Origin of the sequence: Priestia flexa (assembly GCF_021441905.1) — a bacterium.
Taxonomy (GTDB): Bacteria; Bacillota; Bacilli; order Bacillales; family Bacillaceae_H; genus Priestia; species Priestia flexa.
Map to the genome: position 1 here is coordinate 1,908,227 of NZ_CP090431.1, position 23,491 is coordinate 1,931,717.

Genomic DNA, 23,491 nt, shown 5'->3' on the forward strand with positions numbered 1-23,491 from the left:
TGCATCACCTCCTTTCAGTTATACTGTTTACGCCCCGCTAGCCATTCGTTTCATTGTTAAACCACAGCTATCTCGAATTACTAATTTTGTAGGTACCGTCACCTTTAGCGGAATCTTGCGCCCATTTATTCGATCCATTAGTAAGTTGACCGCTAACTGGCCCATCTGCTCCGTGTAGACCTTGACCGTGGTTAGAGGCGTACTCGTAAATTCTGCAACATCTACATCGTTAAAGCTTACAATCGCAACATCTTCTGGCACTTTACGATTCGCTTTTTGAAGAGCTCGCATTGCGCCAATCGCCATTGAATCGCTCGCTATGAAAAAGGCTTCTGGCAAATTTCCTTGTTTAATCGCTTTCTCCATTAACTCATACCCTTGAGCCATGGCGAATTCACCAATATGAACATCGCTAGAACAAAACATTCCTTTTTTCTCTAGTATTTTTTCAAATGTTGTTTGGCGCTTATCTTCAATAACCTGATTTCCGTTTATAAAATGTTCTCGTTCACGTCCTCCGATGTAGCCAATACGCTGATAACCTAACTGTATTAAATGCTCAAGCGCACTTTCCGTTGCGCGTTCAAAATCGCTGATGACTGAATCATATGTATTTTCATCCGCTAAGTGATTGACAAAGATAATATTGTCGAGATGATTACTAACAGTTTGAATCGTCTCAGCACTAATGCGCCCGACAACAATTAAACCATCTAGGTCATGAAGCACTTCTTCTCGACGCATGCTTTTTAGACGAAACATTCGATTTGTTAAAATTCCTCTCTCTATGCAAGCATTCTCAATTCCGTGTCGTATAGATGAAAAGAAGGGGTCTGCCAGCTCTTCTTCAACAGTTTGGGCAAACATAATACCAATACGGGGAGTAAGATTTGCATCTCCCGTCTCTCCTTTACGCGCTCTTACGGGTGTATAATTCAATGCTTTTGCAGCTTTTAAAACTCGACTTCTGGTTTCATCAGAAACAGAAAGTGTGTGATCATTGTTTAACACCCTAGATGCGGTGGTGCTTGAAACTTTTGCAGCAGTTGCTACCTCTTTTAACGTGGTCATATACACTACCTCACTACATGTGTTTTTTACTTATTTTTCAGTAAATTTTACCTCGATAAATGAAGAATAACATATAGATAAAGCGCTTTCAATATATTTTTTTGAAATTTTCAATAAATTTTTATCTTTTATTAGTAAACTTTCACTAAACACACTAAAATCCAGGTAGGAGTTTCCCTACCTGGATTCAGCTCGCTTCTTCACGTTTTAATGGGGCTGAATGACGGAATGTTTGATTAAGCCCTTCTCTTACATACTGCTCATGCTTCATGATCCATGTTTTCATTAACACAACATACACAAGGGCTGCAGGAATTAAACCTAAAAACCACGAAAGTTCCACGTTAATAAACGCGAGAGACGTTCCAACAATTGTGGCGATAATAGCGGCAGGATTCCACCCTTTAAATGCCATAAATAGTTTACCTTCATATAGCGGAGCCACATTATAATTACCTTTATGAATAAAGTAAAAGTCTGCTACCATAATCGCAAAAATCGGACCTAAAAAAGCTGAAACAACTGCAATAAATGTTAAAAATAATGAATCCGTCATAATAAACCATGGACACGTTACTACTCCTAGTACTCCGACAATTACGCAGGCTTTTTCCCATGAGATTTTAAATAAATCCATTGCCACAAGTACTGGAGGCATGATATTAGCTACTAAGTTTGTTGTAACTTGGGCTAGAGCAATAAAGATTAACACAATAATACTGGCTGCTACATTCGAAATATGATTTGAGATAATATCAACAGGATTCCAGACGCCGACGGCCGCTGCTCCTAAAATGCCGACGAATGGCAATAAAATCATCGGTGGAACAATCCCTACAACGTGAGCTCCTACAAACGTACCAGCTGAAGATTTACGTGGGAAGTAGCGAGTGTAATCTGAAATATTAATGAGCAGTGCAGCAAATTGACCGATTAACACCGTCATCGCAAGCCAAAATGGAATTCCCCAGGAACCCTCGGTGTTAGCGACTTTCTCAACTTCGAATCCAAAGGTGGATAAAAAGAGAAAAATCAAATACACAACGCCCAGCATAATAATGACAGATCCTACAATTTCAATCCACTTAATCGATTGAATGCCTTTAGCTGATAGGAAGATTTGGAGCGCTTGAAATGCAAAAAACCAGACCCAAACGTTATCAAAACCGATAAGTCCCATAAACACTTGGTTCAGCGCCTGAGCCCCCAGCCAAGATTGGACTCCATACCAGAATAACGCGGGGACCGCTCGCATTAAAGCTGGAATTCGAGAACCTACCGGACCAAAGGAAGATCTAAGCTGAACAACCATTGGAATCCCGTGTTTCCATCCTACTCGTCCATTTAACGCAAATAACAAAGCAGCGAGAATATTCGCTAGAATTAAAGCGATAAAAGCTTGCGTCAAATTCAACTTCCCAAAAGGTGGAATTAAACTTGAACCTAACATAAATGAACCAACCATTACGGCATCTCCCCACCACATTGCCACATACGCTTTTGGACCTAAAATACGATATTTCTCGTGCGCAATTGGACGTAAATCAGCGTTTTGTTCCATTTATTACTCATCCTCCTAAACCTAACTTTTTGTGTTATAAAATATAACATCTAGTTTTTTTAGTTTACAGGATGATTATTGTTAATTCATCGGAAAAAGAATGAATTTTCAGTTTTTTATTTGTGTATTTTCAACAAAAGAACTACTACCTCTGTGTAAATAATGACTCTTTTGAAGGAGTTTTCGTGTTTCAATGATTGTACAAAAAAAGCCGTCATAACATAACGGCCTTTCCAAACAATTATCGTAAGTAATAATGTTAGATTATTTTATTCGTTCACTTTCAGCTAAAAGTTGGAATGACGTAGTCGCCACGAATTGGTTCCATACCATTTTTAAACTGAATTTGCAGCGACTCGCTTGTAAAGAGATTATGACCATTCATAACTTGAAAGTGAATATGAGGCTCTGTTGAATTACCTGAATTTCCACAGCTTCCAATCCACTTCCCTTCATAAACAAGATCTCCTTCTTTTACTAAAATACTCCCTTGTTTAAAGTGCGCTAATAAACTATATTCGCTGTTTCCGTGGTCAATTATCACATAGTTCCCCGCTGGGTGTTCGGTATCCACATCACCGATTGGGTTATCTTTTAACCCATCCACTACCGCAACGACCTTCCCTTCAGCCGGCGCAACTACTTTTTGGTTAAATGCATAGTAGTCTTCTAGTTCATCACCATATTCTTTATACGTGCTTTCATCACGGTGAATAACTAAGTCATACGCATAGCGCTGTGAAATAATTAGATAATGATAGTTTAACAGCGCGTTTGTACCTCCCCATAGTACAAACCATTCTTGGTTAATTGGCATTCTATATGTACGCGACGTTTTGCATATGTTCGCTTGTTGTTCAATTAGCTGAAGTTCCAAACCAACAATTGTCCCATTCTCCTCAACGAATAGGCTAATTCCTTTACGCTCCTTACTATCAATCCAGATATATTGTTGAACAGACGATGAGATTGACAGAAGTGTTTCTAAGCTATATTTCTCAACTCCTTGATTGAACTCTTCGCTCATATGTAAAAAGTCTGTGAACGGTACTTCTAACTGAAATTCTTCGCTTAATTGATGATAAATAATAGCAAACTCACCAGCTAAAAAAAACTCAGCAAACTCTTCGATTTGAAATTTTGTTTTAATATGCTTTTGTTTCATTACATTATTCCCCTTTTCAACACACGTTGTTTATCTTTTTCTTTCTTATTTAGTAATACGAATTTCAAGTTTAAAAAGTTTCTTATTTTGTAAAATTTATCTATGTTTTTTCTGGTATGATGAAGAAGAGGTGAAAATAATGAATCTATTTATAATGAAACGAACAAATGTGATTCTTCTTTTAATCGGACTGATTATGTGTGCAAACTTCATTGTTTATCGTACTTCAGCGTTCGGCCCTGTCCCTAATGAAGTAGTCATTGGATCTTTGCTTGACTTTTTAATGGTTATCCCGCTCTTACTTTATGTTTTCATCTTTAGACAAAAACCTACTCTCCACCATTTCATTGGAGTCATTAGCATACTCTCTATCCTTGCATACATAGCGATTCCAAAGCCTTACTTTACACACTATTCATTGACATCCTACTTAATTTTTATAATTATAGGGCTACTTACAATAAGCGCATGCTTGTATCTGTATCGCTTTCTAAGCATTCTACCTTTGTTGAAACGTTCTTATTTAGCAGAAGCTACTAACTACGCTCTTTTCCCAATAAACCTTGAAAAAGCCCTAGAGACAACCTTTCACAACTTAAAGACATCACCTTGGTGGCTGCATGACCTTTCCATCTTGTACTACACTTGTTCATTTAAAAAGAAAGTACATGTAAATGGCAGTTCATTTTCATACCATAAAAGCGCAAATGGAGTGGCTCTAAACCTGGTCATTATTCATGCTATTGTGTTAGAAACAGTCGGTGTCCATTACTTTTTACATCAATGGAGCCCAGCTCTCTCAATGATTCTTTTACTCCTAAATATATACGGGATTGTATTCATGATTGCCGAAATTCAAGCCATTCGTCTTTCTCCGTATGTCTTAACAACAAAAGAGCTGATTTTACAAACAGGCTTGACTAAAAGAGCCATCATTCCATTAGCTACGATTAAGGAAATTAAATGGTATGACGGCGCTGAAACGTTCACGAAGGCTGAGCAGGCTCACTTATACGATGCAAGGCTAAATGACTTTGTTCCAGAAAAGCCAACCTTTGAAATTCAACTCCACCAAAAGCAAACGCTAACTTTACCATACGGAATAACGAAAGAAATAGATCGAATTGTTTTAAACGTGGATGACAAACATACTTTCTATACTGAGGTATTGAAATGTATTAAATAGCAGCTGAAAGAAGCACTGGAATAACCATGTGCTTCTTTCGATTTTATTTGCTTTTTTCAAGTATAAAATTCTCGTTTGAGTTTTTGATAACAATATCAAAGTCCCTGTGATACGCGTGCATAAATACATCATATTGAATTCTACGTTCTTGATGAGTCCTCCTTAAATAATCGAGGTCCATTCCTCTTTCAAACACATCGCGTTCACTTCGTCTCATTAGCTCAGTTTCTTCATTCGTATATAGATAGATGGTCCTATCATATAAATTCAAATTAGTGAAGGCTACACTCATTCCTTCTATAATACTTATTCTTTTCCGCGCAGAAATTAGAATACTCTCTAAATAATGTGTTCCTATTGTATAAAAATCAAATGAGCTTCTAATCATTTGAACATCTCTTTCTAAAGCATTCCGATGATGAGCAGAAGGATGACAAGCCGTTATCTTGCCCTCATGTCGTTCTCCCTTATATTCATAGCTTATGAGAGTCTGCTTCCTAAGATTAGAATCAACAATATAAGGATCCGTATTGATATAATTAACTTCGTCCTCTCCAAGAAGGTGGATAAGCTTCTTCACAAATGTTGTTTTTCCAGATGCACCGTGACCTGATATACCAATTATCATCTTTTTATTCTTACACTTAATTAAGCTAGCTACGTCTCGTACAATCTGATCCATAATCTCCTCCACGTTTTTTGATTTTATCAACCTATAAATAAAGCGCTTTCTTATTTTATCAGTATACAATACATGTTAATAGACTAAAGAAAAAAGCTGAGAATACATACACTCTCAGCTTTTCTACTCATATCTTTTTAACAAGAATCTTTTATTACTTCACCTTAATTGCCTCTTCACCATATACTTCACCCTGATCCTTTTTAAATAACCTGGCTGGGTATGCAAAATAATAAACAACTGAAGCAGCAAAGATTCCTACAATAATATAAATGAGCGGAATCGAACGGTTAAAAAGTATTAAATCCGTTGTCAGGACGCTGTATTTCACGATGCTAAATAAGCATAGTAAGCCTAACGAAAGCGCAATGATCGGAACAGCAGGATAGTTGACTTTAAACGGTCTTACTAAGTTTGGCTCTTTCTTTCGTAAAATAAAGAGTGACACTAAGCTAATGCAGTACATCGTCATTGCACCAAATACGGCTAGAATAATAAGTGCATTTGCAAACGTCGCGGATCCTGCACAAATCACGCCGATTACCCCCGGAATGAGCAGGCCTCCCACTGGCACACCTTTTTTATTCGTTTTTGCAAGAAATTTTGGAAAATACCCTTCTCGCGCTAGCGCATACGTTTGACGAGAGAAACCCATGATAATGCCATTTAAGCTTGCAATGAGCCCGAATAAGCCAATGATTGCAATTGTAATAGAAAGCGCATTTCCATCATAGACAAGCGATAACGCCTGTGGAAGCGGATAATCTGCTGAAGCTCTGGTACCGCTTCCTCCACCTAATCCCGCTGTGACAAATAGCGTGAAAATAGTAGCCGTTGCTAGGGTAATAATGGCAGCAATAAACCCTTTGGGAATGTTTTTTTGTGGATTCTCAACTTCTTCTGCAGCCATAGCTCCACCTTCAATAGCCAAGTAAAACCAAACGGCAAACGGAATAGCAGCTAAAATACCAGAAGGACCGTTTAAGAATGATTGTTCATTAAATAGATTGCTTGTTTCGATATGCGACAGTCCGCTCACGTAGAAGATTGCTAATCCAATAAGTGCTAGAATCGTAGCGCTTAGCTCAATTAAAGCTACTTCTTTAACGCCGATTAAATTAACGAGAATAAAGAAGGCAAAGACACCAACGGTTGCATATACGGGATTAATCGATGGAATTAAAAAATTTAGATATGCACCTGTTGAAACGGCAATAGCGGGCGGTGCAAACACAAATTCAAGTAAACAGGCAATCCCAGCTATAAATCCTCCAAATGGACCCATTGCTCTTCTTGCGTAAGCTGACGGTCCACCCGCTTGCGGAATTGACGTTGATAGTTCGGCATAGCTAAACATAAAAGTTGTATAGAAAATCGTTACGATTAAGGTAGCAACTGCAAGTCCTAAAATCCCACCTGCTTCAAACCCATAGTTCCACCCAAAATATTGTCCTGAAATAACCATCCCTACTGAAATAGCCCAAAGATGGATTGGTTTTAGATGTTTCTGTAACGCCATTCTAACTCCTCCTTTTATGTATGTTGTTTTTACTGATAAAAACGATTAAATAACGAGGTGAACACCGCTTGTTTGCTGCTGGATCATTTGATAAATAATTGTACCGATATGTGCAGCTGCTTCTAACGGAGGAGTGCCGCCACGATGAATATTAGAAATCACCATGCGGTCGGACTCTTTTTTTCCTTTTTGTGGCTGATAGCACATGTATGCGCTCATCGATTCTGCGCTGACAAGTCCAGGTCGTTCTCCAATAAGTAAAACGAGTGTTTTTGGAGCTAAAATATCACCAATATCATCCATGCATGCAACCCTCCCTCCTTTTACAAAGAAGGAAGTCCCAACACTAAGGTCATATGAATCCAATGAATCAACCAAAGCTGGATAAACATCGCGGATATTTGCTTCGATTGCATTTGCGCTCAATCCGTCAGAAACAACAATTTGAACGTCTGGCTGCTTTCGGCAGTTACGTTTTAATTGTTCTTTTGCAAGCTCTGAAAGCAATCTCCCTTGGTCAGGGAATTTTAGATAATGCTCTTTTGACGTACTCTTTGTATCAATCGAAAATAATTCTAAATCTTCCAATAATTTATAATCCACTTCACCGTACACCGCATCAACAGCAGCTGCATGATCTGTTCGAAAGGCTAATACATCAGAAGTTAGCGGCCTTGTTCCCGTTCGTCCTACACCAATTCGGGCTGGCGTAAAACCTTTTAAGCGAGCTAGCAGCTGTTCTTTTTCATTTTTCATTACTTCATTCCTCCTAACACGCCGTTCATAAAAATGGTTGGATCACCTGCTTTGGACGTAAATCGATTGTTTTCCATAATGCCATACTCTTCTAACCACTGCTTAAAGATAGAAATCGGCCCTTGGTTTAAAATTCGTCGAACCGTCGCGATATCATGATAGCTTAGCGACTGATAGTTTAGCATACAGTCATCAGCCATCGGTACACCAATTACAAAGTTTACGCCCGCTGTGCCAAGCAGCATGCTTAAGTTATCCATATCATTTTGATCAACGTTCATATGATTCGTATAGCACACATCCACTCCCATCGGTAAGCCGTGCATTTTCCCCATAAAATGATCTTCTAACCCTGCTCTTGTTACTTGCTTACTATCGTATAAATACTCTGGACCGATAAACCCAACAACCGTGTTGACTAAAAAGGGGTTAAACTGACGTGCTAAGCCGTAACATCTTGCTTCAAGCGTGACTTGATCAATATCGTAATGAGCTTCAGCAGAAAGCTCAGAGCCTTGACCAGTTTCGAAATACCAGCGATGAGGACCTACCGCAGTGCCTTTTTCATTAATCAATGCAGTGGCTTCTTTTAGCATCGAAAGCGAAATACCAAACGATTCGTTTCCTGCTTGCGTTCCCGCTAAGCTTTGAAAGATCAAATCTGCTGAAGCGCCTTTTTCAATCGCACGCATTTGAGTGGTCACATGTGCAAGGACACAGTTTTGGGTAGGAATTTGAAATTCATCAATAATTGACTTTGTTTCATTTAAAAGCGCATAAATATTTTCAGTTGTATCAATAACAGGATTAATACCGATAACAGCATCGCCAATACCATAGCTGAGCGCTTCGTATAAAGACGCACGCATGCCGGCTAAATTATCTGAGGGATGATTCGGCTGCGCTCGTGATGCGAGTACTCCTTTCATACCAATAGTTGTCTGACAAGTTGTTTTCACTTCGATCTTAGAAGCGGCTTGAATTAAATCTAGATTTGACATAATTTTAGTGACCGCTGCAATCATTTCGCTCGTTAATCCTTTGGCGATATAAAGTAAGTCCGCTCCTTCGTGCTGATCTTCTAGTACATATTCGCGAAGGTCCGCCACCGTCCAGTTTTGAATTACTTTAAAAATTTCTTCATGTACCTGTTCTTCAATAAGTGCTGATACATCATCTTGTTCAGGGCTTAAAACTGGATATTCTCGAATTTCTTTTAGCATTAAGTTTGCCAATACTTGCTTAGCTGCCATTCGCTCTTTCATAGAGCTTGCTGCAATCCTCGCTAATTCATCTCCCGAACGCGCTTCGTTTGCCTTTGCCATAATTTCCTTTAAGCTTCTAAATACAAATTGTTCTCCTAATACTGCGCACGACTTGATCATCTTTTCATCTCCTTTTAAAAAGCTAACGTTTTTACTGATACAGTGACTGCTTCTCCAACGGTTTTCATGCCGATATCAATGTAGTCTCCATACGTAAAATCAATGCCATCAAGCACTATGACTTTCAATGCTTTGTTACGCTTTTGAATAGCTTGTCCAAGTGCTTTTGCTAAATCTTGCTCACATAAAACGATGAGGCAAGACGCCTGTGAGAAAAAGTTCATATAGCTTTTGTATAGAGCTTCTGCTAACTCTTGAAGCATCGTATACGTGCAGGTAGTAAAAGCTTGCAGCGCAATAGCTGTAGCTTGTCCTTCACAATCGAATATGGTGTTCGCTTGAGATAGCCTACTTTGTAGCCTTTTCACAAAAGACAGTTCGTTCCACACTCCATTTTTCTCTACGTCTACTTTAACAATTGGAATGTTTTTTAGAGGCAAACAATCTTCTGCTATGTATACTGTTGCTCCGCTTATTTCTGTATTTTGCATGCCTGCACCAATGACCGTTGCTCGAGCTGTTTCTGGTGCTGCCTCTGCTCCTCTTTTCCTTAAGCTTGCTGCTAAAAGTGGACCAATGTCACCAAATGCCACGGCTTCCTTTAGCGTAGTAGGAGAGTGTTCATTCATCATTTTTCCAATTCCACCTGAAATAAGCACTTTTTCAATGGTTGGTAAAGATTGACTTAGAGTGGCTAAAAGAAGCACAGACGATGCTCGGTCACGTTCTTTTAAAAAGCTTAGAAGTTCATCTGCTAAGCGATCGCTTAGCACCTCAGCTTGTTCAAAATCTATCGTTCTACCAACCTGCATAGTAGATTGATATTCCTTTAAAAAAGGTTGTAAAAACGGTGAAATATAGTCTACACGACCACCTTCTTGAATTCGGACTAATCGTCCTCCAATATGAAATGTAAACGTGCCAATAACTTTTCCATCTTCACAAAGAGCAACGTTAGCCGTTCCTCCCCCGACGTCAACATTAGCGATGACTCCTTCTGTTTCCTCGGACAGGGCAACCGCACCAGAACCTTTCGCTGCCAACATCCCTTCTAAGTCCGCACCAGCTGTTGCTACGACAAAGTCTCCAGCTCGATTAGCTAAATAATGAAGAATTTTTTCTGCATTTTCTTTTCTGGCTGTTTCTCCTGTAATTATGACCGCACCCGATTCCACGGCTTGAAGTGCTACGTTTGCTTTTTGATACTCTACCTGAAGCAGTTCACTGAGTGCTTCTACATCAATTTCAACCTCTGTTTTTAAAGGCGTTGTGTAAATCTCACTTTGATAAGTAACTTTTCGATCCACAATATCACAGCTAGGCAGCGAAAAGGCGCCGTTGATCTGATTGACTAAAAGTTCACTTACAATCAGCTTTGTGGTACTTGTTCCAATATCAAGCCCAATGCTTGTAATCCACCGTGTTGTCATATCATCATCCTTTAATTCGTTACGTTATGTTAACCTTAAACTAAATAAATGAATTCGACAGCAAAGATGTCAGAAAACATAACATGTTTTTTTGTCACCTTCTCTACCATTACTTTATAAAAAATCCCCTTCTGCATATAAATGCAAGAAGGGGATTTCTATTATTCTTGTAGAGCTAAATCTTTAGTAATGACATAGTACTCGCTTTTCGTCATTTGCCATCCTTTTACGTTTTCTTTATACGCAACAAAATTATTTGGATGGACAATAGCAGAGTGCAGGGCTCCATCATTGATTATTTTTCCCGCTTGTCTTGTTAACTCCACGCGCTTTTGCTCGTCAACAGTTTCATTTAACTGCTTAATTACATCACTAAGCGCTGGATTATCATAGTGACCTACGTTATAAAAACCATCTTTTCCATAAACGCTATTTAAAAAATAAGAAGAATCACCGCGCGGGGCCGTAATTAAGCTGTATGTAGCTATGCCCCAGTCGGAATTTGTGGTCATATATTCATCTATGTTTTCAACCTGCTGGATTTCTACTTTGACCCCAATCTTTTTCGCTTCCGATTGAATGAGCTGTGCCATCAAGGGAAGCTCTGGGCGATATGGATATGTTAAGATTGTGAACGATAGCTGCTTACCATCTTTGACTACTTGGTTGCTTTCAAATTTGTAGCCTGCTTTTTTTAAGTATTCTTTTGCAGATTCAGTGCCAAACTCTTTTTTCGGAGCATCATAAGCGAAAGAAAACTCCTTTAAAAACGGACCGTTGGCTGCTACGCCTTGTCCTGCAAGCGTGTAGTCTACCACATCTTGACGATTTAAGAGAACATCAAATGCTTTTCTCACGTTAACATCTTTAAACGCTTCAATGTTCGTATTATATAAAAGCATTTGCGTTCGTAAGCTTGGAACGACGTCAACTACAAGCGACTCGTCTTTCTTTAATAGCTCTAGGTTTTCAATTTCAGGACGATACACAATATCTGCTTCTCCGGATTGGAGCCCTGCTGTCCTTGCATTTGCATCTTCATTGTATAGCATTGTAACGCGATCCAATTTAGATTCACCGTCCCAATACTGATCATTTTTTTTCAGCTCTAGCTTACTGTTTGGCTGAGAAGATACCGCTTCAAATGGTCCTGTACCTACTGGATGTGCTTCAATATTTTTTTCGGTTACATCGATAATAGCTGCGTTGGGATGAACGAGTTCAGACGGAAATGAAGCTACAGGCTCTTGCGTTACAATCGTTAGTTTTTGACCATCCGCTTTCATTTCTTTTATTTTCAATGAGGCTTTCATCGCTTCACTCACCTTCATCGTACGTTCTAATGACGATTTCACCGCTTTAGCGTCCAACGTTTTTCCATTTTGAAACACAACTTCGTCTCTAATAATAAACTCCCAAGTTGTTCCATTGTCTAACGTTTTCCAACTTTCAGCTAACCATGGCTCAATTTGTGAATCTTCTGTTGTTTTGACCAATGTTTCCACAATGCCTGCTCGCAGCGGCGTGTAGTTAAGCTGGGGATCTAGGGTATCTGTTGGAAAGTTGGATAAAAAGGTAAGCTTGTTGCGGTCGGAATCTACAGAGCTGTTTTCCTTATTTCCAGAGCAAGCTGTAAGCATGCACGCCGCAACTCCCATCATGATTGCTGTTTTCCATATCTGTCTTTTCATGTCGTAATCCTCCAAAGTATGTATCTTAGCAAATGATGCTAATCATAATTTCAAAAGTTTACGAGTTTTCTAACTTTTTGTCAATCAGTTCTTTGCTTAGCTTTTGACCTTTGGAGCGTCCTTTATACGTCGTCCCAATAATACCAACCATAATAGCTATACCTCCAATCCAATGGAAGTAAGACAAACTCTCATGTAAAAATGCGACGCCTGCTATCACACCGATTAACGTAGCTAAATTAGTAAACACGCTCATCTGCGCTGCTTGAATTGTTTTTAACGAGTAGTTGGATAGAAAAGCTGTAATAAGAGAAGAAAATATACCTAAGTATGCTACTGAAAGCAAAAATTCCAGTTGAAAAAGCGGTTCGAAAAATGTTGCCAGCGAGCCGTTAAGACTATGATGAACAACGGCCACTCCGTTAAAGCCGACAAACCCAACAAACATCATGACGTATGTAAGCTCCAAGGTAGAATATGAGCGTGTCATTTTACGAGCGAGTACGTTATAAGAAGCATTTGATAAGGATGCTAGTAAAATAAACAGGGCACCTAAACTTCCACTTGCTGAGAAATTTACGCCTTTCATTGCTAGAATGTATACAATACCGGAAACAGATAATAGAATTGAAAACTTTTGGCGAGACGTTGACGTTTCTTTTAATAGATAGGTAGCAAGAAGCAAAGTGAAAATTGGAACCGACGCTTGAATAATGCTCGCTTCAGAAGATGTGGTATATAAAAGACCAAGCGCTTGAAAGCCAAAGTAACTTATCGGAAATAAAAGACCTAGAGGTACAATACGAAGAACATCGTGCCCATTCACTTGCATTTTTTGCTTGTTCACAAATAGAAACAAGGAAGCAACTATAAAAGATAGCGTAAAGCGATGGGCAAGCACATCAATAACCCCTGCATAGTTTAGCGCTACTTTTACAATCATGAGCGCAAAACCTGTAATGATTGCATATAAAAAAGCTGAGCCAAACGCTCTTTGAACATTTGTCAAATAATCCTCTCCTTTTTAACCGATTGTGCGAATACACTCCACTGATTGTTTTATACAAGTATACAAAAAAGCCCTTGTTTTACAACAAGAGCTTTTATTCTTACGCTTCAATCAACGTTAGCTTTTCTATAATTGCTTCACGTGGCTTAGGTGCTGGAACGTCATCAAATTTACCTAACATCAATACACCGACAATAGCTTCATCTTCTTTTATTCCTGCTATTTTTCTAAACCCCGGCTGATGAATGAGTTTACCAGTTTTCCATAGCACTCCAATTTCTTGCTCCCACGCTAACAGTAGAAAATTTTGGATAAAAGCAGACACAGCGCTGAAATCTTCTTCTTGCTTCATTTCATTTTCATCTTTAGGGACCGTAATAATAATATTAGCCTGTGATTGAGAAAATTTCTCTGCCATCTTCCCTATTTTTTTTGCTGCTCCTTCATCAGAAACTTGTTTGGACAAGTTTTTCATCTGTTCACTTAATGATTCATTGCCTTTCCCATAAAACATCACAAGTCTCCACGGCTGACGTAGCTTATGGTTTGGAGCCCATGATGCATCGTCTAAAAGTTGGATAATAGCTTCTTTCTCAATTGGATCATTATTAAATGTACGAATGGTTCTTCTTTCTCTTATTACGTCTCGAATGGATGCTGACATCTGAATCGTTCCTTTCAACTCTAGATTGTGTTAGCTATTTTGAATTAAAAATCGCACGGCTTGCGAAATATCCATATCGTGTTGTTCACAAAATGTAAGCAGTTTATCATATGTATTGGCATCTAAGCGTACATGAATAGATTCGGTAAGCCTTGTATTATCAAGATGTTTTGAAACTTTGCGCTGGTCTTCTTTAAACATCCCTCGATGTACGGATAACGTCGCGCTTCCTCGATCAGCAATTTGCTTTTCACATTCTCTCTCATCCCAAAACTCTTTAACTCGCTCCATGCGTTCATCAAGTCGCTTCTGAAACTCTTCATTTTCAAGTTTTGCGCCTTTACGCTTTGCTTTATGGATAAACTTTTGAATCATAAATTCCCGGTATTCTTCGTAGCTTTTAAATGATATTACTCTCATACGATTACCCTCACATCTGTTCTACGATAATCATTCTCAATTGACTATCTACCCTTATATTACTGAATATAAGACATTTCTGTCAATCTTTTTCTCAATTAAAAAAGAAAAGGCACTTCGCCTTTTCTTTATGCAGCTTGCTTTTGCTTCTTTCTCTTGTACTTCCACATCATATAACGATAACGTATCGTACATCCGATGCAGTATCCCATTAAAGCTACACCTGCTGCAATAAGCACCATGATGCTAAAAGCCGCTGATACAACTGGTAGATTTACCATAAAAAACAACAGTGATAATCCTAAACAGCTAGTCGCAATCCACTGGTTGAAAAGCTGCTGATCGCGATCTTCTAACGGATAGAATGAAGCTTCTTTTCTAAGAAATTGTTTTCCCACCTTCATGATGGGATTTTGTTTTGTTAGGAGAGTAATGATCCCTACAATAAACGGAGCAAGCAGTACCCATGTTGTTGTGAAAAACGATAAAACGACGCTCGCTACAATAAAAGCTTGATTGAACTGAACAAGTGGTTTTGGAATCCCCATGACAAATAGCCCCCTCTTTATATCTCATTATACACAGTGTATTAGTAAGAATAAAGATGGAAGCTTTGGAAACTTATGAGTTTTTCAACTTTCTTAAACAAAGCTTTATGCATTCATTTGCCTCTTCGATAAACTTATCATTTCCTGCTTTCAAACGAATTTCAAGCGACTGTTGAAAATAATGATGGGCTTTTGAAAGATTTTGTTGATCTAATAAACATTTTCCGTACTGTTGATACAAGAAATCTGCATATGTATGTAGCGATGATTTTATGTGAAGCTGATTGAGGAGAGTTTCGAACGTTTCATTTGCTTTACACCAATTACTTTGCCAATGGAATGTTTGTCCTAAATAAATAGAACTTTTAAATACTTGCTCGTGTTCATGATACCTTTCATATAAATAAATGGATAGCTGCAAATGTCTTACGCTGCTTTCTAATGCGCCTACAATGCGTTCATATTTACCAATTATCCGGTACATGTCCGCAGCTATTCTCTCATCTTCCTCTGAGATTGCTTTCTTTTTTAAATAAGCAATCCCTTTTCGGATATCAGCTTCATTAAAAGGCACTTCGCGGAGCTTCTGGCTAAAACTATAATTCATATTAAAGGGAATACGCTTTATATCCATAAAGAACCCTTCCTTATATATCCATTTTATATAATTGTACCCTAAATTTGCAGTACATACAATATTTATGAAAGCCTCTTTCATCTGTGGAAAGAGGTTTTCATCACTATGCGTTTCGCTTCATATAATAAAATGGCTTTCCGCTAATGTAACGCGTACCCGTCACGTAAAAATCCATTTTTTCGTAGAGAGCACGAGCTCCTTCATTATCAAACTCAACATTTAGGGTTAAAGGAAGCTTCCTACTTTCTGCTTCTTGAAAAGCACTCTGTAACAGCATAGATCCAATGCCTTTACCTTGATAACTTTCACCCACAACGATTGAATCAAGATAAAAGTCTCCTGCTTCTGTTTCCCTATCTGGAAGCCACTTGCTGTTTCCTGTTTTTTCACGAACATACGAAACCATTGGCTGATCGAAAGCTTCAATTTGTTCACCCTCATAGCAAATCATGACTCCCGCGATTTCCTCGTTAAGTTCAGCAACCGTAATATTTTTATAGCTATATCGGCTGCAGTCTGACTCCACATATGTTTGTAACACGCGAAGAGCCTCGTCGTCCGCTGAACTAGCAGTATGGTCGCGGGCAATTTGACCAAGCATGCTATATAATAGCTCGCTTATAACGCCTGCTTCTTGTTTTTCTGCTTTTCTGATGTTCATACTATCAATACTCCTTTTTATCGTCTATTTCTACTTTACCACATCTGTGTAGTTTTGAAAGAAATATACATTTTATCGAAAAAACAGTATAATGAAATAAATAATAAAAAGGTGGTAGGTGCTCAGTTGATGCCAAGAAAACAAAAGCGTAAAAAGAAAACGTCACGTGATCGATATACCATTTTTGATTTTCTTTTTGATTTACTCTTGGAAGTTCCCCAGCTTTTACTTTGGCCAGTGCGATTCCTTATAAGAAACATAAAACATCTCTTTGATGCGTTTTAATAGGGAGTATTCATTATAGATTGATAATAGCCATGCTTGGAGTGAACCTCTTCCAAGCATGGCTACATTTTTTTACTACTCTTAGTTCAGTGGAAACTCATGCTTTGGTTTGCGCTTTGCCTTTTTTCTTACTTCTTTCCACCAATAGTATAAGGTGGTTCCAACAAAAATCCCTACCAGCATTTTTATCATAAACGGTGTCATCCTACTCTCTCCTTTCTTCTTTTACAAACAGCGCTTGAATAAGTCGCTTTCTTTCAAAAAGTAATAGTGCTAGGCACATTAGCGTTAACACCGTGCTTAAATCTTGTACGCCGATATCAAAAAAGTAATTAACCATCATTACGTTTACAACGATTGGAAAATAACAGATTGCTCCAAACAACGCCGTGCGCGGGATCATAATGAGAATAGCCGCTACTACCTCTCCAATTCCAATTACGATTTCATATTCTTTGGAGTAACCAAAAAATCTCCAAGCCATAACAAACCCTTCACCATTTAGCGCAAGTGCTTCAGGCGTAGGCTCTCCAAACTGGCCGAATACAATCTTTACAGAGCCATAAATAAGAAACACAACCCCTAAAAAAATCCGAAACGTTGCTGGAATTGATTGACGAAAAACTGAAACCCATTTAGAACCTTTCATTTGCCCACTCCTTTACCTCTTTTTCTGTTAAAAATCGACTTCTCTCTTCTGCAGTAGGCAGCCGACAAGCTCTTTTTTTCATAAACTTGTGCCGGTGTTTAGCTACGTAATCATACACTTTGTCTCGAATGCGTTTAGGCACAATAATAAAGACATATGCATATTTGACCGGCCCTGTGAGCTCTTTCACAATACGTAACATGGCCGTTGACTTTGTATAGATCAACTCGTTTTGAAATAAGACAATTGAGTTGTATTGTTGAGGGATTATGTGATTAGTTCGCAGTTTTTCACCCAAAGATGATTGTAGGGAAGCAAAACAAAACGTAACTGTTGGGTCATGGTTCATTATAAATAAAATTGTTTGATTACACATATGACAGTCTCCGTCAAAAAAAATGATATGCTTTTTCACTTCTATTGGTAAAACCTCCCTTCTTTTTCATTGTAATAGCTTATCGCATCTGTAACGATGTCATTACCTTACAGTTAGCTTACAGTTTTGTAAGTAAAGCCGTTTAAAGTGCGCAAACTACTATCATAAGAAGAATAAAAAGCAGGCATTTTTCCTACAATAGTTTTGTCTTTATTCAACTTTTTTAGCGACTTTAAAAACCGTTGTTTCCTTCTAAAAACGTTGCTGTAGACCCACTTGCTGCTAGCTTGTTACGATAAAACTGAAAGGAGTTTTTTATGAAACGCTCATCCTCAAATATTGCCTTTTTATCTGTCGCTAGCAACTCACTTGTTGTGCTACTAAAAGTTAGCGTAGGCATTCTAACCGGTTCTGTAGCCGTCTTATCAGAGGCCATTCACTCAGCACTTGATTTATCGGCCTCTTTTATCGCTTTCATTTCTGTTAAAGTATCTGGTAAGCCAGCAGATGACGATCATCCTTACGGTCATGGAAAAATCGAAAATATCTCAGGAACAATTGAGACGTTGCTTATTTACGTAGCAGGTATTTGGATTATTTATGAATGTGTACATAAGTTGATTTCACCTGAACCGATTAAACTTCCGCTTCTAGCTATTGGTGTTATGCTTCTGGGTGCTCTTATTAACTTTGTAGTTTCTAGAATTGTAAATAAGGAAGCAAATCGTATTAACTCTGTTGCAATGAAGTCAAATGCCTTTCACCTTCTTACAGATGTATACACATCGCTTGGTGTAGGACTTAGCTTAATATTAGTTGCCGTAACAGGTTGGACGTTTCTAGACCCTATTATCGGGATTGCCTTAGCGCTTTATATTATGATTGAAGCAACGAAGTTAATGAAAGAGGCCTTCCCTCCTCTGCTGGACGCTCGTTTAAACAAAAGTGAAGAAGAAGAGGTTTTCCAGGCTATTCGTACCTTTCAAAGTGAGTATATTGAAATTCAGTGTTTTAAAACACGAAGAGCAGGAGCCCACGAACATATTGATTTTCACCTCATCGTACCGCCAGAGAATAGCATCAAAAGCATTCACCACTTATGTGATCGCATTGAGGATAAAATTCTTGAAAAGTTTCCGAACGCTCACATTATGATTCACCCAGAGCCGGACGGTTTACAAGAAAGGTAAGCACGAGGCTAGCACATAACAAAATATTTTTTCTCAAGAACGGATCATGACTTTTCTACAATAGTTAGCTTTTAAGAACAAGTTCGTCCTATTTCAATAGTTTTTCAACTTGTTTTTGAAACCAAAAATATCTCATCTCTTTAATATTGTTAACAAAAAAATAAGAATAATCTAACAAATACGCGTCTTTTATGCTACTATATGGTTTAATTATTTCTGAAAGAGGTGAACGTTTTGAATGACTTATTAACGTTTTTATTACTATCTTCTTTTGTTGTAATGAGTCCTGGTGTTGATACTGCGCTTATTACAAAACGCACCGTTAGTGAAGGGCAAGCCTCTGGTTATCGAATGGCTTTAGGGATTACTACGGGCTCATTAGTTCATACGTTTGCCGCAGCGTTTGGCCTTTCAGCCATTCTCATGCAGTCTGCTTTAGCATTTGAAATTGTAAAATACGTGGGAGCTATTTATTTGATTTACCTCGGCGTTTCTTCATTTATGACAAGAAAAAAACAAGAAACAGAAGAGAATTTAAAAGACCAAATAAAACCTGGTCAGTCTGCATTTAAGCAGGGATTGTTATCAAACGTATTAAACCCAAAAGTAGCGATGTTTTTTCTGACGTTTTTACCTCAATTCGTCACCCCAGGTTCAAGCTCTATTCAGCAATTACTAATGATGGGTGTTATATATACGTTTCTATCTATTTCTTGGTTTTTTGTTTATGTCTTTTTCATTAACTATTTGCGAAGCTGGCTGTTATCGGCCAAGGTTCAGCGCGCAATGGATAGGGCAACTGGCTTAGTACTGATTGGCTTTGGAGTTAAGCTTGCGTTTTCAAAACAAAATTAATTCAAAAACGACTAACCAATTGGCTAGTCGTTTTTTATTTATCCCATAATGAAGCGAACTGCGGCCATTAAGGCTACTCCGCTTAAAACCGTAACGGATAAGCTCTTGCTTCGAATCGCAATGAAAATCGTTGGGATAATTACAATGATAACTTCCCAGTTCACTTGAAGAGCATTTTCTGTTTGTACGGTGAAGTTTTCTACTACCAAAGCGGTTAAGATACAAACGGGAATATATGAAAGCCACTTAAGAACCGGTTCTGGCAGCGTCATGTTTCGAACAATTGCAAATGGTACAACCCTTGGAATAAACGTTACAAGTGCACACCCTAAAATAATGAGCAGTGTTGATAGATCTAAACTCATTTTTCAGTCATCACTCCAATCGTTGCAACAATGATAGTTGACACAATAACGGCTACGTGCGAAGGCATAAAAAACGATAGCGTAATCATGGCAATAGTCATGTATGCGATTAGGGTAAGAGAATGTCTAAGCTTTTTGGGAGCAAGACTTTGCAGCTGTAGAACAAGAAGCGCGACAAACATAGCGATTAAAGCAAAATCAAGACCTAAAGCTTCAGGATCTACAATCACGTTTCCAAATAACGCTCCCACAACGCAGGCACAAATCCATGAAAAGTAAGCCGTAATGTTTAAGCCATTCATCCAGCGGTCCGTTATATGTTCACCTTTTGCGATTTTATTAGCAGCAACACCAAATGATTCGTCCGTAATAAGAGCTCCAATGCCTATATTCTTTACCAACGAATAGCGCGTAAAGTGTGGAGCAAGAGTTGCACATAATAAAAGATGCCTTAAGTTTACAATAAAAATGGTTAAAATAATGGCTGAAGCCGGACTATCAGCGACAAGCAACGCACAAAAAATAAACTGAGCCGCTCCTGCATAAACAAATATGGCTAATAGCGCTACTTCTAAAACACTAAGCTTTGAAGCTACTCCTACTACTCCACAAGCAATACCAATACTTATGTATCCTAATAGCGTGGGAACACAGTCTTTCACTCCTTGTGAAAAGGTTGGGATAGCACTTTCTCTTTCAACAAACGCTTTTTCAGTGATCACGTAACCCCCTCCTCTGTTCATTATATTATACAACCAACTGTTATAACAAACAACTGTATGTTATACTGTTTATATAAAAATGTTAAAGGAGATCTATTATGGACCATATCCAGCAAACAATTGCGGCTAACTTAATTAGCATTCGAAAAAAAAGAAACTTATCTCTCACGCAAGTTTCTGAGCTAACGGGTGTCAGTAAAGCAATGCTCGCGCAAATTGAAAATGGAAAATCCAGCCCAACTGTTACGACGCTATGGAAGATTGCCAATGGCCTTCAAGTATCCTTTTCATCGTTTATCCAAGAGCAAAAAGCACAGGTGAAAAAAATTCAGCTAAACGATCTTAAACCTATTACAGACAATGAAGGCAGCTACGTTGTCTTTCCATTTTTTCCTTACCATCCTGAAAAAAAGTTTGAAGTATATATCGTTACGCTTGCCCCTGGGTGTACGCACGGAGCAAAATCTCACCTTGGAGAAGAATACTTGCTGGTAAAAGACGGTGATTTGTCTGTTATAGTAGACGGTGAAGAACATGAGCTAACATCTGGAGATGCGCTTCAGTTTCCAGGCTCGTCACCTCATAGCTATATAAATCGAACGGAAAAAGAAGCGAGCTTTTTCTTGTTGATGTACTACCCAGAACCGCAATAAAAGGAGCCTTAATAGATTAGAGCTCCTTTTATTTAAACTATAAGAGATGAACCTTGAATAATAATTACTGTCATTCCCACATCACTTCCTGACGTGTGCCACTCGTCTTTTTCCCACAATGCTGCTTGTCCTTTTTTGACTTGTACCTGGACTTCATCATCACTTGTTACCCAACCTTCACCCTCAATTACCAAGAACAGCTGTTTACTTGGCGCCTCATGATGACCTGTAATTCCTCCCGGTTCAATATACATAATTCCTATAGAAGCTTCTTTTAGATTCGCTATCTTCAAATAGCTTGATAGCTCAGAGTTATATCGTGTAACTGGAACCGCCTGCTGCTGTTGAAATGAAATAATCTTCAAGTAATCTTCACCTCTTCATACACTCTAGTTAACATAATAATATTATTATCTATATAAAAAGCAGTGTATCTTTTCAAATGATACACTGCTTAAAAAATGGATACGAGTTCTTTTGTATAGGGATTTCTTTGAGCGTGAAATAACTCTTCAGTCCGAAACATATCCACAACCTCACCTTGTTTCATTACCATAATGCGTTGACTCAGCTCTTTAACTGCTGTAAGGTCGTGTGAAATAAACAAGTAGGATAAATCTAGTTGGTCGCGAAGATCTTCCAGCAAATGCAAAATGCTTCGCTGTGAAATAACATCGAGGCTTGCCGTTGGTTCATCTAGTATAACAAGTTCAGGTTCAATGCTAATTGCGCGAGCAAGCGTCACGCGCTGCTTTTGTCCTCCGCTTAGTTCGTGAGGGTATCTTTCAGCAATACTTGCAGGCAACCCAACCATATTGAGCAGTTCTGACACAAACTGTTCTTTTGATGAAAATGAAAAATAGCGCAGACTTAACTGCTTTCTGTACTGTAAATAAGGGTCTAAAAGGGAATCTTTTATTTTAAGTTTAGGATTTAATGCAGCCGTTGGGTTTTGAAACACAATTTGAAAGCCTTTGCGAATTGGCATTAGCTTACGACTACTCAGGCTTTGAATTTCTTGATTTCTGAATAGAATTTTACCGCTATTCACTTGTTCTAAACGCATCAAACAGCGTGAAAGCGTACTTTTCCCACACCCACTCTCACCTACAAGCCCCAAGCACTCTCCTTTTTTCAAATCGAACGAAACGTTCTTTAAGACCTGTTGACCACCATACGTTTTAGTAAGGTTTTGAACCGACAATAAACTCATCTTATAATACTCCTTCTTTAACCGCTAACTCGTTTGCTTTTAATACCGGTGCCGCTGCGATTAGCTGCTTTGTGTATTCATGCTGAGGGTTCGTGAGTACTTTTGTTTTATCACCACATTCTACAATTTTGCCTTCCTTCATAACAGCTAAGCGGTCCGCATATTTTCTAACGTGTCGCCAGTCATGCGTAATAAATAAAATTGTACAGCCTGTTTCTTGTTGTTTTTCTTTTAATACTTGTAAAATCCGATGAGCTGATATACTATCAAGCGCTGTTGTAATTTCATCGGCAATAACGAGCTCAGGTGATAATAAAAGGGATAATGCAATCGACGTGCGCTGAAGCTGCCCACCGCTCAGCTGAAAGGGATAGCGTTTGTAGAATTTTTCATCTAACCCTACAGATTCTAAAGCTTGAATTGCATTATCTTTTCTAACTATTCTATCATTTACGCCATGCACTTTTTGATACTCTTGAAAATGCTGGCCAATCGTTCGAAATGGTGTAAATGACCCTTGGTAATCCTGAAAAATATACGCAATTTTTTGGCCTCGGATTCTTTTTAGGTCGCTGCGCCTCAATGAAAGCGTATTTTCTCCGTTGAAATTAATTTTGCCTTCAGCTGTTAAGTTAGGTGACAACATTTGACCAATCGTTTGCGATAAAACACTTTTCCCGCTGCCACTTTGACCTACAAGCGCATACCACTCACCTTTTTCAAGCTGTAGTGATACGTTATCAAGAATGTTTTTTTCTTTACTTCTTACCGACAGCTTTTCAATCGACAAAATCATTT

The 23,491-nt window shown here is 38.5% G+C and carries 27 protein-coding genes; 4 read left to right on the plus strand and 23 right to left on the minus strand.

Annotated elements, in window-relative coordinates; all coding sequences use genetic code 11:
- Positions 1-27: 27 nt before the first annotated feature.
- The 3 genes from LZP85_RS09810 to LZP85_RS09820 form a co-directional block, all read right to left on the minus strand.
- Positions 28-1,071, minus strand: coding sequence for a LacI family DNA-binding transcriptional regulator (locus LZP85_RS09810; RefSeq protein WP_206833623.1), 1,044 nt, complete (start codon positions 1,069-1,071; stop codon positions 28-30).
- 187 nt (positions 1,072-1,258) lie between these two features.
- Positions 1,259-2,632: an NCS1 family transporter gene (locus tag LZP85_RS09815; protein WP_025911819.1), complete on the minus strand. Its 1,374-nt coding sequence runs from the start codon at positions 2,630-2,632 to the stop codon at positions 1,259-1,261.
- 283 nt (positions 2,633-2,915) lie between these two features.
- On the minus strand, positions 2,916-3,797 hold the full coding sequence (locus LZP85_RS09820) for a M23 family metallopeptidase (RefSeq protein WP_025911818.1): 882 nt from the start codon (positions 3,795-3,797) through the stop codon (positions 2,916-2,918).
- A 139-nt stretch (positions 3,798-3,936) separates the two neighbouring features.
- Here LZP85_RS09820 and LZP85_RS09825 point away from each other — a divergent pair, with 139 nt between their 5' ends.
- Complete coding sequence (locus LZP85_RS09825; RefSeq protein ID WP_025911816.1) at positions 3,937-4,983, plus strand: hypothetical protein; 1,047 nt, start codon at positions 3,937-3,939, stop codon at positions 4,981-4,983.
- Between the two features lie 43 nt (positions 4,984-5,026).
- Here the strand turns inward: LZP85_RS09825 and LZP85_RS09830 are convergent, their stop codons facing one another.
- The 15 genes from LZP85_RS09830 to LZP85_RS09895 form a co-directional block, all read right to left on the minus strand.
- Positions 5,027-5,665: a uridine kinase family protein gene (locus LZP85_RS09830; RefSeq protein WP_234562207.1), complete on the minus strand. Its 639-nt coding sequence runs from the start codon at positions 5,663-5,665 to the stop codon at positions 5,027-5,029.
- A 154-nt stretch (positions 5,666-5,819) separates the two neighbouring features.
- The gene (gene eat, locus LZP85_RS09835) at positions 5,820-7,184 is read right to left on the minus strand and encodes an ethanolamine permease (protein WP_076513497.1); all 1,365 of its coding nucleotides are present in this window, start codon (positions 7,182-7,184) and stop codon (positions 5,820-5,822) included.
- 45 nt (positions 7,185-7,229) lie between these two features.
- Entirely contained in the window at positions 7,230-7,940 is a 711-nt protein-coding gene (gene eutC / locus LZP85_RS09840; RefSeq protein WP_025911812.1) for an ethanolamine ammonia-lyase subunit EutC, read from the minus strand.
- Positions 7,940-9,325 (minus strand): ethanolamine ammonia-lyase subunit EutB, encoded by a 1,386-nt coding sequence (locus LZP85_RS09845; RefSeq protein ID WP_061784926.1) that lies wholly within the window; start codon positions 9,323-9,325, stop codon positions 7,940-7,942. Before LZP85_RS09845 ends, eutC begins: the two co-directional genes overlap by 1 nt.
- 14 nt (positions 9,326-9,339) lie before the next feature.
- The gene (locus LZP85_RS09850) at positions 9,340-10,755 is read right to left on the minus strand and encodes an ethanolamine ammonia-lyase reactivating factor EutA (RefSeq protein WP_206782672.1); all 1,416 of its coding nucleotides are present in this window, start codon (positions 10,753-10,755) and stop codon (positions 9,340-9,342) included.
- Between the two features lie 161 nt (positions 10,756-10,916).
- Positions 10,917-12,446 (minus strand): nickel ABC transporter substrate-binding protein, encoded by a 1,530-nt coding sequence (nikA, locus tag LZP85_RS09855; RefSeq protein WP_119543873.1) that lies wholly within the window; start codon positions 12,444-12,446, stop codon positions 10,917-10,919.
- 58 nt (positions 12,447-12,504) lie between these two features.
- Positions 12,505-13,455, minus strand: a complete 951-nt coding sequence (locus tag LZP85_RS09860; protein ID WP_119543874.1) for a DMT family transporter — start codon at positions 13,453-13,455, stop codon at positions 12,505-12,507.
- A gap of 100 nt (positions 13,456-13,555) precedes the next feature.
- Positions 13,556-14,119: a nitroreductase family protein gene (locus LZP85_RS09865; protein ID WP_025911806.1), complete on the minus strand. Its 564-nt coding sequence runs from the start codon at positions 14,117-14,119 to the stop codon at positions 13,556-13,558.
- A 30-nt stretch (positions 14,120-14,149) separates the two neighbouring features.
- Positions 14,150-14,539 carry a hypothetical protein gene (locus LZP85_RS09870; RefSeq protein WP_078989653.1) on the minus strand — a complete coding sequence of 130 codons (390 nt, stop codon included), beginning with the start codon at positions 14,537-14,539 and terminating at the stop codon, positions 14,150-14,152.
- A 128-nt stretch (positions 14,540-14,667) separates the two neighbouring features.
- Entirely contained in the window at positions 14,668-15,087 is a 420-nt protein-coding gene (locus tag LZP85_RS09875) for a DUF4395 domain-containing protein (protein ID WP_025911804.1), read from the minus strand.
- Positions 15,088-15,160: 73 nt separating this feature from the next.
- Positions 15,161-15,721 carry a hypothetical protein gene (locus LZP85_RS09880; protein ID WP_061785485.1) on the minus strand — a complete coding sequence of 187 codons (561 nt, stop codon included), beginning with the start codon at positions 15,719-15,721 and terminating at the stop codon, positions 15,161-15,163.
- 106 nt (positions 15,722-15,827) lie between these two features.
- Complete coding sequence (locus tag LZP85_RS09885) at positions 15,828-16,385, minus strand: GNAT family N-acetyltransferase (RefSeq protein ID WP_061785484.1); 558 nt, start codon at positions 16,383-16,385, stop codon at positions 15,828-15,830.
- 366 nt (positions 16,386-16,751) lie between these two features.
- Positions 16,752-16,874, minus strand: coding sequence for a hypothetical protein (locus LZP85_RS20765; RefSeq protein WP_257788882.1), 123 nt, complete (start codon positions 16,872-16,874; stop codon positions 16,752-16,754).
- 1 nt (position 16,875) lies between these two features.
- Complete coding sequence (locus tag LZP85_RS09890) at positions 16,876-17,319, minus strand: hypothetical protein (RefSeq protein ID WP_100347901.1); 444 nt, start codon at positions 17,317-17,319, stop codon at positions 16,876-16,878.
- On the minus strand, positions 17,306-17,734 hold the full coding sequence (locus LZP85_RS09895; protein ID WP_142925386.1) for a thiol-disulfide oxidoreductase DCC family protein: 429 nt from the start codon (positions 17,732-17,734) through the stop codon (positions 17,306-17,308). Before LZP85_RS09895 ends, LZP85_RS09890 begins: the two co-directional genes overlap by 14 nt.
- Before the next feature lie 278 nt (positions 17,735-18,012).
- Here LZP85_RS09895 and LZP85_RS09900 point away from each other — a divergent pair, with 278 nt between their 5' ends.
- Together LZP85_RS09900 and LZP85_RS09905 are read left to right on the plus strand one after the other, a co-directional pair.
- Positions 18,013-18,885 carry a cation diffusion facilitator family transporter gene (locus LZP85_RS09900; protein WP_119543876.1) on the plus strand — a complete coding sequence of 291 codons (873 nt, stop codon included), beginning with the start codon at positions 18,013-18,015 and terminating at the stop codon, positions 18,883-18,885.
- A 234-nt stretch (positions 18,886-19,119) separates the two neighbouring features.
- Positions 19,120-19,740, plus strand: a complete 621-nt coding sequence (locus LZP85_RS09905) for a LysE family translocator (RefSeq protein WP_025911797.1) — start codon at positions 19,120-19,122, stop codon at positions 19,738-19,740.
- A 38-nt stretch (positions 19,741-19,778) separates the two neighbouring features.
- On the opposite strand, the gene LZP85_RS09910 is transcribed toward LZP85_RS09905, so the two are convergent.
- Positions 19,779-20,105 carry an AzlD domain-containing protein gene (locus LZP85_RS09910; RefSeq protein ID WP_025911794.1) on the minus strand — a complete coding sequence of 109 codons (327 nt, stop codon included), beginning with the start codon at positions 20,103-20,105 and terminating at the stop codon, positions 19,779-19,781.
- The gene (locus LZP85_RS09915; RefSeq protein WP_061785480.1) at positions 20,102-20,827 is read right to left on the minus strand and encodes an AzlC family ABC transporter permease; all 726 of its coding nucleotides are present in this window, start codon (positions 20,825-20,827) and stop codon (positions 20,102-20,104) included. Before LZP85_RS09915 ends, LZP85_RS09910 begins: the two co-directional genes overlap by 4 nt.
- A gap of 98 nt (positions 20,828-20,925) precedes the next feature.
- Here LZP85_RS09915 and LZP85_RS09920 point away from each other — a divergent pair, with 98 nt between their 5' ends.
- Positions 20,926-21,480: a helix-turn-helix domain-containing protein gene (locus LZP85_RS09920; protein WP_025911791.1), complete on the plus strand. Its 555-nt coding sequence runs from the start codon at positions 20,926-20,928 to the stop codon at positions 21,478-21,480.
- A gap of 32 nt (positions 21,481-21,512) precedes the next feature.
- On the opposite strand, the gene LZP85_RS09925 is transcribed toward LZP85_RS09920, so the two are convergent.
- The 3 genes from LZP85_RS09925 to LZP85_RS09935 form a co-directional block, all read right to left on the minus strand.
- Positions 21,513-21,845 carry a cupin domain-containing protein gene (locus LZP85_RS09925; protein WP_025911789.1) on the minus strand — a complete coding sequence of 111 codons (333 nt, stop codon included), beginning with the start codon at positions 21,843-21,845 and terminating at the stop codon, positions 21,513-21,515.
- Between the two features lie 89 nt (positions 21,846-21,934).
- Positions 21,935-22,693, minus strand: coding sequence for an ABC transporter ATP-binding protein (locus LZP85_RS09930; protein ID WP_061785479.1), 759 nt, complete (start codon positions 22,691-22,693; stop codon positions 21,935-21,937).
- A 1-nt stretch (position 22,694) separates the two neighbouring features.
- Complete coding sequence (locus LZP85_RS09935; protein WP_061785478.1) at positions 22,695-23,489, minus strand: ABC transporter ATP-binding protein; 795 nt, start codon at positions 23,487-23,489, stop codon at positions 22,695-22,697.
- Positions 23,490-23,491 lie beyond the last annotated feature (2 nt).